Source organism: Citreicella sp. C3M06 (assembly GCF_018860705.1).
GTDB lineage: Bacteria > Pseudomonadota > Alphaproteobacteria > Rhodobacterales > Rhodobacteraceae > Salipiger.
This window is the reverse complement of the sequence record NZ_JAHKQA010000004.1, coordinates 206,238-218,776: the sequence shown is the minus strand read 5'-3', so window position 1 is coordinate 218,776 and position 12,539 is coordinate 206,238. Positions and strand designations below refer to the sequence as shown.

The 12,539-nt window shown below is 65.5% G+C and carries 12 protein-coding genes; all 12 read right to left on the bottom strand.

The window, feature by feature from the left end:
* Positions 1-32 precede the first annotated feature (32 nt).
* The gene (locus KO516_RS01605; RefSeq protein WP_252737341.1) at positions 33-821 is read right to left on the bottom strand and encodes an amino acid ABC transporter permease; all 789 of its coding nucleotides are present in this window, start codon (positions 819-821) and stop codon (positions 33-35) included.
* 4 nt (positions 822-825) lie between these two features.
* Positions 826-1,605, bottom strand: coding sequence for a transporter substrate-binding domain-containing protein (locus KO516_RS01600; RefSeq protein WP_216002051.1), 780 nt, complete (start codon positions 1,603-1,605; stop codon positions 826-828).
* Positions 1,606-1,665: 60 nt separating this feature from the next.
* A complete protein-coding gene (locus KO516_RS01595; RefSeq protein WP_216002090.1) occupies positions 1,666-2,700 on the bottom strand; it encodes a HesA/MoeB/ThiF family protein in 1,035 nt (344 codons plus the stop codon).
* A 5-nt stretch (positions 2,701-2,705) separates the two neighbouring features.
* Positions 2,706-3,167, bottom strand: coding sequence for a dUTP diphosphatase (dut, locus tag KO516_RS01590; RefSeq protein WP_216002050.1), 462 nt, complete (start codon positions 3,165-3,167; stop codon positions 2,706-2,708).
* Between the two features lie 51 nt (positions 3,168-3,218).
* A complete protein-coding gene (locus KO516_RS01585) occupies positions 3,219-3,980 on the bottom strand; it encodes a squalene/phytoene synthase family protein (RefSeq protein ID WP_216002049.1) in 762 nt (253 codons plus the stop codon).
* A 15-nt stretch (positions 3,981-3,995) separates the two neighbouring features.
* The gene (gene cimA / locus KO516_RS01580; protein ID WP_216002048.1) at positions 3,996-5,615 is read right to left on the bottom strand and encodes a citramalate synthase; all 1,620 of its coding nucleotides are present in this window, start codon (positions 5,613-5,615) and stop codon (positions 3,996-3,998) included.
* On the bottom strand, positions 5,615-7,102 hold the full coding sequence (gene cysS / locus KO516_RS01575; RefSeq protein ID WP_216002047.1) for a cysteine--tRNA ligase: 1,488 nt from the start codon (positions 7,100-7,102) through the stop codon (positions 5,615-5,617). Before cysS ends, cimA begins: the two co-directional genes overlap by 1 nt.
* 320 nt (positions 7,103-7,422) lie before the next feature.
* Positions 7,423-7,665 carry a hypothetical protein gene (locus KO516_RS01570; protein WP_216002046.1) on the bottom strand — a complete coding sequence of 81 codons (243 nt, stop codon included), beginning with the start codon at positions 7,663-7,665 and terminating at the stop codon, positions 7,423-7,425.
* On the bottom strand, positions 7,665-8,579 hold the full coding sequence (gene fmt, locus KO516_RS01565; RefSeq protein WP_216002045.1) for a methionyl-tRNA formyltransferase: 915 nt from the start codon (positions 8,577-8,579) through the stop codon (positions 7,665-7,667). Before fmt ends, KO516_RS01570 begins: the two co-directional genes overlap by 1 nt.
* 64 nt (positions 8,580-8,643) lie before the next feature.
* Positions 8,644-9,609: an ABC transporter permease gene (locus KO516_RS01560; protein ID WP_216002044.1), complete on the bottom strand. Its 966-nt coding sequence runs from the start codon at positions 9,607-9,609 to the stop codon at positions 8,644-8,646.
* On the bottom strand, positions 9,609-10,700 hold the full coding sequence (locus KO516_RS01555) for an ABC transporter permease (protein ID WP_216002043.1): 1,092 nt from the start codon (positions 10,698-10,700) through the stop codon (positions 9,609-9,611). The genes KO516_RS01560 and KO516_RS01555 overlap by 1 nt, the downstream gene beginning before the upstream one ends.
* Before the next feature lie 219 nt (positions 10,701-10,919).
* Positions 10,920-12,500, bottom strand: coding sequence for an ABC transporter ATP-binding protein (locus KO516_RS01550; protein WP_216002042.1), 1,581 nt, complete (start codon positions 12,498-12,500; stop codon positions 10,920-10,922).
* Between the last annotated feature and the right edge of the window lie 39 nt (positions 12,501-12,539).

The following is a 12,539-nucleotide window of genomic DNA, read 5'->3' as shown; positions in this document are numbered from 1 at the left end:
CCACCTGTCGCTGCGTGCAGGAGCTGGCCCGGCTACTCCGCGCCGCCCGGCCGGTCGCGCAAATGCCGCTCCAGCCGGCGCAAACCCAAGGATAGCGACACCGTCATGGTCAGATACACCAGCGCCACCACGTTATAGGTCTCGAAATAGCGGAAATTCCCCGCCGCCGTGACCTTTCCCAGTTGCGTCACGTCCAGCACCCCCAGCACCGACACCAGCGAGCTGTCTTTGACCATCGCCACGAAATCATTGCCCAACGGCGGCAGGATCGTGCGGATCGCCTGCGGCAACATCACCAGCCGAAAGCGCTGCCAGCCCGACAGCCCCAGCGCCTGCGCCGCCTCGATCTGCCCCTCGTCGACCGACAGGAACCCGGCCCGGAATACCTCTGCGACAAAGGCGGAATAGCCCAGCGTCAGCGCCATGATGGCCCGCCAGATCAACGGGAAATCCCGCGTGCGTGCAGGCTCCAGTCCCAGCGTTCCAGCAACCCAGTTCCACCCCGCGACCAAGGCCGGGGCCATCACAAAGGCCACGTACAACAGCAACACCAGCATCGGCACGCCGCGCAGGATCTCGGTATAGAACCGCGCCAGTTGCCGCAGCAGGCGGAGCCGCGACAGCGACATCAGCGCCACGCCCATGCCCAGCACCGAGGCCAGCGCAAACGCCACCAGCGTCACGAACACCGTGACCTGAACGCCCCGCGCCAGCGTCATCAGGACCCGCGCCTGCAGCTCGTCGGCCAGCACCGCGCCATACCCCGCCAGCCCCAGCAGGCAGACGGCGACCAGCCACCACGGGAAATCGCCGTCCTTCAAGCGATCACTCGCCCATCTTGTAATCGAGGAACCACTGGGTGTTCAGCGCATCCAGCGTGCCATCGGCCTTCATCGCGGCAATCGCCGCGTTCACCGGCGCCGTCAGATCCGAGCCCTTGGGAAAGATAAAGCCGAAATCCTCGGCCCCAAGCGTCTCTCCGACGATCTTCAGCGCCCCGTCCGACGCCGCGACATAGCCCCGCCCCGCCGTGCCGTCGGTCAGCATCAGATCGACATCGCCCGTCCTCAGGGCCTGCACCCCGGCGCCGAAGGTCTCGAACAGCCTGATGCGCGGGTTGGCCTCGTCGCCATCCAACACGTCATAGACCCCGACATAGAACGGCGTGGTTCCCGGCTGCGCTGCCATCAGCAGATCGTCATCGGCGGCAAAGCCCGCCGCATCGCTGAAACGCGCCTCGTCGCCGCGCACCAGCATCACCATTTCCGAGCGCATGTAGGCATCCGAAAAATCGACCATTTCGGCGCGATCCTCGCGGATTGTGATGCCGGTCATGCCGATGTCGTACTGACCCTCGGAGACCGCCGGGATCATCGCATCCCAGCTGATGGTCTCGTAACTGACCGCCATGTTCAGGCGCTCCGCGATTTCGGCCATAGCATCGTATTCCCAGCCGATGGCCGCACCGCTGGCGGGGTCGATGAATTGCAGCGGAGGATAGGCGTTTTCCACGGTCACAACGACCTCGCGCCCGCCAAGATCGGGCAGATCCTGCGCCAGCGCGGGCGAGGCAAGCAAAAGGGCGGCGGCTAGAAGCTGTTTCATGTCTGGGATTCCCGGTGAGGTCCGCGTCAGAGTACCCGCCACCGCACGCCGGGTGCAAGATCAGCCGCCGCAGGTGGCGCAGCCCGTCCGGCGCTTGAGCGCGATCTTGCGGGTCTCGCCCCAGAGCGCGTCATAGATCAACATCTCGCCCAGCAGCGGCTGGCCCGCGCCCGCGATCAGCTTGACCGCCTCGACCGCCATCATCGCCCCGATCACCCCCGGCAGCGGGCCCAGCACGCCTGCCTCGGCGCAGCTTGGGGCCAGCCCGGCGGCAGGCGCTTCGGGAAAGATGCAGCGATAGCACGGCGCCCCGCGCGCGGGCGCAAACACCGAAATCTGCCCTTCCCACTGGCTGAGCGCCCCGGAAATCAGCGGCTTGCCCATCGCCACCGCGGCGTCGTTGGCAAGATAGCGCGTGGCGAAATTGTCGGTGCCGTCAAGGATCAGATCATAATCGGCAAACAGCGCCTCTGCCGTCTCCGCATCGAGCCTGCGATGATAGGGTCGGACGGTCACGAACGGGTTCAGCGCCTCCATCGCCGCCTGCGCCGAGAACACCTTGGGCATGCCGATGCGCGCATCGGAGTGGATGATCTGCCGCTGCAGGTTGGAATTCTCGACCGTATCGCCGTCGATCACGCCGATGGTCCCGACGCCGGCCGCCGCCAGATATTGCAGCGCCGGCGCACCAAGCCCGCCTGCGCCGATCACCAGCACACGGGCCTCGCGCAGGGCCTTCTGCCCTGGCCCGCCCAGCTCGCGCAGCATGATGTGGCGCGCGTAGCGGTCCAGCTCGGCGGCAGAAAAGCTCCCGGGCCGCTCGGGCGAGGCCGCCTGCACCGCCGCCCGCGCCCTCAGCCGCCGCAAGACCAGCGCATAGCCCGCGCCAAGCGCGCCAAAGCCGCCAAGGATCAGCCATGGCGCAACGCTGCCCCCGGTCTGCGCCCGGATCGGATGACCGTCGGGCAACACCAGATGGGTCAGCAGCAACACAAGATACAGCCCGGCCAGCAACACCAGCCGCGCCTTGCGCGACGCACCCATCAGATGCCCCAGCCCCCAGATCCCCGCAACGATGACGATCAGCGCCAGCATCAGCATCAGGCCCCCGTGGATCCGAACCCGCCGCTGCCGCGCGCGGTGTCGGACAGCCTCTCGACCTCGACCACCTCGGGCAGCGCGATGCGCTCGATCACCAGCTGCGCCACCCGCGCGCCGTGCTCGACCACGTAGGGCGCCGGGCCATTGTTCACCAGCACCACGTGCAGCTCGCCGCGGTAATCCATATCGACGATCCCCGCCGCGGTATCGACGCAATGGCGCACCGCAAGGCCAGAGCGCGGCCCGATCCGCCCATAGGTCTCGGGCGGCAGCGCCACCGAAATCCCCAGCGGCACCATCGCCCGCGCCCCCGGCTCGATCACCGCGCCGGCTTCGGCAAAGGCCGAGCGCGGCGCGTCGTTCTCGTCGCGCAGGCAGGCGGACAGGTCATATCCCGCAGCGCCGGGCGTGGCCCGCGCCGGTAGTACGGCGGTGGGGCAAAGTTTGCGGATCTCGAGCATGAACGTCTCCTTTGATCACGATTGATGCCGGTCCGCGGCCCGGCAGGCAAGTCAGATCCGACCGCGCAGCGCCGCGGCCATCAACCCTGCCCTGCGGCGGAATTCCGAAAGCTGCAAGGCGCCTGCAGCAACCCGGCCCGGCTCGCGCGCTGCCTGCCGCAGCAATGGACCAGCCTGCCAGCAGGCCAGCAATGCCGGGTTTCGCACCCCCGAGGCGCGCACCCGTGCCAGCCGTTCAAGCCCGCCGCGCGCCAGCGCCGCCACCGCGTCAAGGCGGCCATCGACCAACGGCACCCTGCCCTGCGCTTCCAGATCGGGCACCGCCCGCAGGAATTGCGCCAGCCCCGATGCATAGCCTGCATCCAGCGCCACCTGCTCGGGCAGCCCACCAAGCGCACGCCCTGCGGCAAGCACCAGATGCCCCGAGGTTTCCTCGATATAGCGGGTGAAATGCGCCGCATCCTCGAAGGCGTCCTTGTAGATGTCCCAGCGCCGCGCGCCGACCAGTCGATCCAGCAGCGCCGCGCCCTCTGCGTCCAGAACACCGGCCAGCGGCGTGACCACCTCGTGGCGGCGTACGGTGCCGCCCTCGCGGATCTCCTCCAGCGCATCGCGCCACCATTGCAGACGCATTTCGGCGATCATCGTCTCTTGCGTGACCCATGGCGCGCGCGCGACCTCGAGATTGAAGGCGTACAGCGGGAACAGCACCGCCCGCGCCGGGGCAGGCGCAGCCATGGCGGCGGCAAAGCGATCCGGATCGCCGCGCTCGACCAGCCCGGCGCAGGCAGTCAGGTCGTCGTCAAACTGCATGGCCGCGCATGCCCATCAAGCCCCCTCGCCGCAATCACGGATCAGCTTCCAGCGCACCGAATCCAGCAGCGCCTCGAACGAGGCATCGACGATGTTTGCACTGACGCCAACCGTCTGCCAGCGCCGCCCTCGCCCGTCCTGACTGTCGATGATCACCCGGGTGACCGCCTCGGTGCCGCCCTGCGTGATCCGCACCTTGAAATCCACCAGTCGCATGTCGTCGATGATCGACTGATAGCGCCCGAGATCCTTGGCCAGCGCCTTGGACAGCGCATTCACTGGCCCGCGGTCAAAGCCCTCGTTGTCGAGACTGTCCGATACCGACAGCTTCTTCTCGCCGTCGACCTTCACCACCACAACGGCTTCGGAGAGAGACACCATCCGGTCGTACTTGTTCTTGCGCCGCTCGATGGTGACGCGGTAGCGCTTGACCTCGAAATAGCTCGGCAGCCGCCCGAGGATCTCGCGCGCCAGCAGCTCGAAAGACGCCTGCGCGGTGTCATAAGTATAGCCCTGCGCCTCGCGCGCCTTGATCTCGTCAAGGATGCGGGCCAGCGCCGGATCGCCCGGCGCAACCTCCAGCCCCGCCTCGGCCAACCGGCGGCGCAGATTCGATTGCCCCGCCTGGTTCGACATCGGAATAACGCGGCGATTGCCGACCGTGGCAGGATCGACATGCTCGTAGGTCGTCGGGTCCTTGAGGATCGCGCTCGCGTGCAGCCCGGCCTTGTGGGCAAAGGCCGAAGAGCCGACATAGGGCGCCTGCCGCATCGGCACCCGGTTGAGCACCTCGTCCAGCATCCGGCTGGTCTGGGTCAACGCCTCAAGCGCATCGCGGCTGACATTGATGTCGTAGCGACTGGCATAAGGCTCCTTGAGCAGCAAGGTCGGGATCAGCGAGGTCAGGTTGGCATTGCCGCAGCGTTCGCCCAGCCCGTTGAGCGTGCCCTGCACCTGCCGCACCCCGGCATCGACAGCGGCCAGCGAACAGGCGACGGCGTTCTCGGTGTCGTTATGGGTGTGGATGCCGAGCCGCTCGCCGGGGATGCCGCCCGCGATCACCTCGGCCACGATCCGATAGATCTCATACGGCAGCGTACCGCCATTGGTGTCGCACAGCACGATCCAGCGCGCCCCCGCCTCGAGCGCCGCGTGCAGACACTCCAGCGCGTAGGGCGCATTCGCCTTCCAGCCGTCAAAGAAATGCTCGGCGTCAAACAACGCCTCGCGCCCCTGCGCCACGATATGCGCAACCGAGGCCCGGATATTCGCGACATTCTCCGAAAGCTCGATGCCAAGCGCGGCGGTCACATGGAAATCATGCGTCTTGCCAACCAGACAGACCGCCGGCGTCCCGGCATTCAGAACCGCCGACAGCACATCGTCATTTTCAGCCGAGCGCCCGGCTCGCTTGGTCATCCCAAAGGCCGTCATCACGGCGCGGCTCGCCGGAGCCTCCTCGAAAAAGGCACTGTCCGTGGGGTTCGCCCCCGGCCAGCCGCCCTCGATATAATCGACGCCAAGCGCATCCAGCGCCTCGGCAATGCGCAGTTTCTCGGCGGTGGAAAACTGCACCCCCTGCGTCTGCTGCCCGTCACGCAGAGTGGTGTCGTAGAGGTAGAGCTTTTCGGCCATCACAGCCCCTCCAGCTTCGCCGGATCGAAACCGGAGCCCGGCACCAGCTCGACGCCCGCCTTGGACATGCGCACCTCGACACCTGCGGCGATGAGGACTTGTTTCAGGCGGTCGACTTCCGAGAAATCCTTGGATTGCATGGCGTCGGCGCGTACTGAGGAAAGGCGGTCGGCATGGGCCGACAGGTCCACGGACAGTTCAGCCCAGTTCCCGAGTGCGGGTTCAAGCAGGCCAAGAAGCTGCGCAGATGCTACAAATTTACTTGCGTTTTCAAACCACTCTGCGCCGACATCTTCGACAGCGGGAGTCTCGAATGGGGCGGACGCCCGGCCATGCGCCATGGTGTAGAGCGCTTGACCGAGATGTGAGAGGTGGTTCAAAGCACCCGCCGTGTTCAGATCATCGGCAAGCAATTTGAGGACTTCCTCATAGGGCTCGCTCGGCGCAATCCCCTTGAACAACCCTCTCCAGCGATGAAGGGTCTTTTGAGCCTGAGCCGCCCTCTCCGCCGTCCAGTCCATCGGCTTGCGATAATGCGTCGACAGGAACGCAAAGCGGATCACCTCGCCCGGGATGCCCTGATCCAGCAGGTCACGCACGGTGAAGAAATTGCCGAGAGACTTCGACATCTTCTTGCCTTCGACCTGAAGCATTTCATTGTGCAGCCAGACATTCGCCATGACCTGCGTATGGTTGGCGCAGCAACTCTGGGCGATCTCGTTTTCGTGGTGCGGAAAGGCCAAGTCGTTGCCGCCGCCGTGAATGTCGAAGACATGCGGCCGCAGCTTCGCCTCTTCCGACAGCCGATCTTGCTCGAGCGGCCTCCGCCACAGCAGATCATCCGCCATCGCCGAGCATTCGATATGCCAGCCCGGCCGCCCGCGCCCCCAAGGGCTGTCCCATCCGGGCAGATCCTCCGAAGACGGCTTCCACAACACGAAATCCATCGGATCGCGCTTGTAGGGCGCTACCTCGACCCGCGCCCCGGCGATCATGTCATCGACCGACCGCCCCGACAGCGCGCCATATTTCTCATAGCTCGACACGGAAAACAGCACATGCCCGTCGGCGGCATAGGCATGGCCGCTGTCGATCAGCCCCTCGATCATGGCGATCATCTGCGGGATGTACTGCGTCGCGCGCGGCATGTGATCAGGCTCAAGCACCCCGAGCGCCGCCATGTCATCGAGATACCATTGCGTCGTGCGCGCGGTGATCGCCGAAATCGGCTCGCCGGTCTGCGCGGCCCGCGCGTTGATCTTGTCATCCACATCGGTGAAGTTGCGCACATAGGTGACATGATCAGCGCCGTAGACATGCCGCATCAGCCGCACAAGCATGTCGAACACGATCGCCGCCCGTGCATTGCCCATATGGGCGCGATCATAGACGGTCGGCCCGCAGACGTAGATGCGCACGTTCATGGGATCGATGGGAGAGAACAACTCCTTCGCCCGGGTGCGGGTATTGGTCAGGAAGATATCCATGGCGCGCTCCTTCGCACGGAAGATCGCGGCGGGGGTATCAACTTCGGAGCCCGAAGGAAATAGATGACCGTCCCGCCACAGGTCGGGCGGACCCGACAGGTGTCAGCAGGGAATGCAGCAGGTAATGAATGCGCATCTGATCATGCCGCGTTGCCTAGCAGCGAAACCACCCGATGTCGAGCGCCGAGGGGGCGCTGCCCCCGCGCTTCGCGCCCCCCGGGATATTTGAGGCCAGAAGAAACCCAGGCGCCGCGCCCAATCTTCTTCTGGCAAAAAATATCCCCGCCGGAGGCAGGCCGTTCGTTGTCGCCGGGCGCAGGTCAGCGGCGTGGGCGCCAGTGGGTTGGCACGATGATCAGCGCCCCGATCGAGCTGGCGATCGCGTTGAGGCCCGGCGAGCCGAAACCGATCCCGAACATCAGCCGCACGAAATAGGCAAGAAATGCGCCGCCGATACAAATGATGATGCTTTGCAGGATTCCATTGCGGGTAAAGCCGGTACGTTCGGATGCGTAGCCGACGATGCCTGCGATCACGACCGTACCGATCATCACCGGGAACATCAGTTCACCCCCAGCTTGCTGCCGCGCCTTATGGCCATGCCGCGCAGAAAGGTCTCGGCATCCTGCGCGCCCTTGCCGGCCCGCTGTGCGCGGGTGATCCTCAGCGCTCCGGTTCCGCAGGCGAGCGTGAAGGCATCATCGAGGGCCTCGCCCGGAACACCTGCACCGTCGGCCGGGCGAGCCCCGAGCAGCTTGATGCGCTCATTTCCAAACATGGTCCACGCGCCCGGGAACGGGGACAGGCCGCGGATCTGGCGCGAGATATCCTCTGCCGGGCGAGTCCAGTCGATGGCCGCCTCGGATTTGTCGATCTTGCTGGCGTAGGTCACACCGTCTTCGGGTTGCGGCGTGGGCCTGAGGGTGTTCAGCGCATCTAGCGCCTCGGTGATCAGTGTCGCGCCAAGTGCCGAAAGCCGGTCGTGCAGTTCGCCGGTGGTGTCTTCGGCGCCGATCGGAATGCTCTTGCGCATCAGCACAGGGCCGGTGTCGAGCCCGGCTTCCATCTGCATAATGCAGATGCCGGTTTGCGCATCGCCAGCCATGATGGCGCGGTGGATCGGCGCAGCCCCGCGCCAGCGGGGCAGCAGCGAGGCGTGGATATTGAGGCAGCCCTTCGACGGTGCGTCCAGCACCGCCTGCGGCAGGATCAACCCGTAGGCGACCACCACCGCCACATCCGCATTCAGCGCCGCAAACCGGGCCTGTTCTTCGGCGGATTTCAGGCTGACCGGGTGTCGGACTGTCAGACCCAGCGCCTCGGCGCGGGCATGCACCGGCGTCGGCCGGTCCTTTTTGCCGCGCCCGGCAGGGCGGGGCGGCTGACAGTAGACGGCAGCGATCTCGTGCCCGGCCTCGATCAGCGCATCCAGCACCGGCACCGAAAACTCGGGGGTTCCCATGAAGATCACGCGCATCCTGTCCATCCTCTTGCAGCCCTCCCCCCCGAGATAGAGGCTTGGGCGCAAGGATGCCAGACGCCTAGCGCTCTTTCACATAGGGTTCGCCGCCAGCGCGGGGCGGGATCGCCTTGCCGACAAACCCCGCGAGGATGATCACCGTCAGAATATAGGGCAGCGCGTCCATCACCTGTACCGGGATGGTGATGCCGCCAAGATGGATGTTCTGATAACGCAGCGCCACCGCCTGCAGCAGCCCGAACAGCAGGCAGGCCCAGAGCGCATAAACCGGCCGCCACTTGGCAAAGATCAGTGCCGCCAGTGCGATATAGCCGCGCCCCGCCGTCATTTCGCGCACGAACCCCGCCTGAAGCCCGGTGGCAAGATAGGCCCCCGCCAGCCCGCAGAGCACGCCGCAGATCAGCACCGCCGCATAGCGCATCCCGGTGACCGAGACGCCTGCCGTATCGACCGCCTCGGGCGATTCGCCCACCGCGCGCAGGCGCAGGCCAAAGCGGGTGCGGAACAGGATCCACCAGCTCAGCGGCACCATCGCGAAGGCGACGTAAACAAGGATGCTGTGCCCCGAGATCAGCTCGGCGTAGATCGGGCCAAGCACCGGAACCCCTGACAACGCCTCGGCGAATGGCAGGGTGATCGGATCGAACCGTCCCGCACCGATCAGCGACGGCGTGCGCCCGCCCTGCCCGAACAGATCCTGCGCGATCAGCACCGTCAGGCCGGAGGCAAGGAAGTTGATCGCCACGCCGGAAATCAGCTGGTTGCCCCGGAAGGTGATCGAGGCCAAGCCGTGAATGAGGCTCATCAGCACCGACGCGACGACCCCCGCCAGCAGGCCCAGCCAGACCGACCCGGTGAGTGCCGCCACCGCCGCCGAGGCGAAGGCCGCGGCCAGCATCTTGCCTTCGAGCCCGATATCCACCACGCCCGAGCGTTCGGAAAACAGCCCCGCAAGGCAGGCCAGCAGCAGCGGCGTGGCCAGCCGCACGGTGGAATCCAGCACCTGAAGCAGCGTCGCAAGATCCATCAGGCGTCCTTTCTGCGGGCGGCGAAAAGCTTTTCAAGCGGCATCCGCACCATGTTGTCGAGCGCCCCGGTGAACAGGATCACCAGCGCCTGAATCACGGTGATCAGCTCGCGCGGGATCGATGTCCAGAGCGCCAGCTCGGCCCCGCCCTGATAGAGAAATCCGAACAACAGCGCCGCAAGGAAGATGCCGATCGGGTGCGAGCGCCCCATCAGCGCCACGGCAATGCCGATGAACCCCGCGCCCTCGGTGGCGTTCATCACCAGCCGTTCCGCCTCGCCCATGGTGGTGTTCAGCGCCATCAGCCCGGCCAGCCCGCCCGAGATCAGCATCGCCACCACGGTGATGCGCACCGGCGAGATGCCGGCATATTTCGCCGCCGTTTCCGAATGGCCAAAGGCGCGGATCTCGTAGCCCAGCCGGGTGCGCCACATCAGCAGCCAGAAGGCGACGCAGGCCAGCACCGCAAGGAAGAAGGTGACATTGGCGGGCGACCCCCGGAACAGTGGGTTGTCCGCTGTTGCGAACATGTCCTGAAAGGTCGGCAGATGGGTCGCTTCGGGAAAATTCGCGGTCGCCGGGTCCATCGCACCCACCGGGCGCAGAAGGTTGACCAGCACATAGTTCAGCACGGCGGCAGCGATGAAGTTGAACATGATCGTGGTGATCACGATATGGCTGCCGCGTTTCGCCTGCAAATACGCAGGGATCAGCGCCCAGAGCGCGCCAAAGGCCCCTGCGGCCAAGGCAGCCACCAGCAACGCCAGCGACCAATGCGGGAACGGGATGTAGAGACAGACCAGCGCCACCCCGAGCCCGCCCAACATCGCCTGCCCCTCGCCGCCGATGTTGAACATTCTGGCGTGAAAGGCGATGGCGACGCAGAGCCCGGTGAAGATGAAATTCGTGGTGTAATACAGCGTATAGCCCCAGCCTGACGAGCGCATCAGCGCGCCTTCGATCATCAGGCTCAGCGCATCCAGAGGCGACTCCCCAATGGCAAGGATCACCAGTGCTGACAGAATCGCTGCCAGAAGAATCGAAATCAGGGGCACAAGCACCGTATCGGCCCAGGCCGGCATCTTATCCATGGTTTGCCTTCCGGTTTCGGTGGGGCGCGCCCTGCGGGCGCGATGGCCTCCGGCGGGGATATTTAGGGCCAGAAGAATTCAGGGCGCGGCGCCCGAGGCCTCTTCTGGCATAAAATATCCCGGGGGAGCCGAAGGCGGGGGCGGAGCCCCCTGCGGCCTCGGCCAGGCGCGCGGCGAGCGGGGTTGCCGTGCCGGAGCGGGGCCGGGAAAAATAGGCGGTCATCTGCGCTGCCCCCGTGCCTCGGGCAGCGGATCGCGGGATCGCGGCTCGGTCACGCCTGCCATTAGCAGCCCCAGTTCGCGCTGGTCAGTTTCCGAGGCAAGCCGCTCGCCCATAATCTCGCCGTCGAACATCACCGCGATGCGGTCGGACAGTGCGAATATCTCGTCCAGTTCAACCGACACCAGCAAGATCGCCTTGCCAGCATCGCGCAGGCGGATGATTTCCTTGTGAATGAATTCAATCGCTCCGATATCCACGCCCCGCGTCGGCTGGCCGATCAGCAGAACGTCGGGGTCGCGTTCGATCTCGCGGGCAAGCACGATCTTCTGCTGATTGCCGCCAGAGAAATTGCGCGCGGCAAGGCCCGGATGTGGCGGGCGCACATCGTAGCGCAGCATCTTGTCCTCGGCTTCGGAGCGGATGGCGGCGTTGTTCATCAGCGGCCCGGTCTGGTATTTCGGATCGCGGTGATAGCCGAACGCGATGTTCTCCCACGCGGCATAAGCCATGATCAGACCTTCGGTCTGGCGGTCCTCGGGGACATGGGCGATGCCCGCTGCGCGCCGCGCCGCGCCGTCCGACCCTGTGCCGCTCAGCGGCAGCGGCGTGCCATTCACCATGACGCTGCCGGTGGCCTGCGCACAACCGCCCAGCACCTCGAGCAATTCCGATTGCCCGTTGCCTGCCACTCCGGCGATGCCCAGCACCTCGCCCGCGCGCACCGTCAGCGACACGCCCTTGAGCCGCTCAACGCCATGAGCGTCGGTATGGCGAAGATCCTGAACCTCTAGGATCGGCTTGCCGGCTTTCGCGGGCGCCTTGTCGACGCGCAGCAACACCTTGCGGCCCACCATCAGCTCGGCCAGCTGTTCGGGCGAGGTCTCTGCCGTCTTGACCGTCGCTGTCATCTCGCCGCGCCGCATCACCGAGACGGTGTCGGTGATTTCCATGATCTCGCGCAGCTTGTGGGTGATCAGGATGATGGTCTTGCCCTGCGCCCGCAGCCCGTCGAGGATGCGGAACAAATGGTCGGCCTCGGCCGGGGTCAGCACGCCGGTCGGCTCGTCAAGGATCAGGATATCCGCCTGCCGGTACAGCGCCTTGAGGATCTCGACCCGCTGCTGATGCCCGACGCTGAGGTTTTCGATCAGCTGGTCGGGATCGACGTTCATCTCGTAATCCTGGGACAGCTGCTTGAGCACACCGCGCGCCCGCGCCAGCGATGGGCGCAGCATCGGGCCATCCTCGGCCCCGAGAATCACGTTTTCCAGAACGGTGAAATTCTGCACCAGCTTGAAATGCTGGAAGACCATGCCGATGCCCGCCGCGATGGCGTCTTGGCTGCCATTGATCTCGGTCTTGCGGCCCGAGATGAACACCTCGCCCGCGTCGGCCTTGTAAAACCCATACAGGATCGACATCAGCGTCGATTTTCCCGCGCCGTTTTCACCGATGATGCCGTGGATTGTCCCGGGCATCACGCGAATCGAGATATCCTTGTTGGCCTGAACCGGGCCGAAGGCCTTGGAGATGCCTTTCAGTTCGATGGCAGCGGCCTGAGAGGGGGCCTTGGTCATGTCGGACACGCCTGTCGGAGAGGGAAAAGGAGGCCGCGT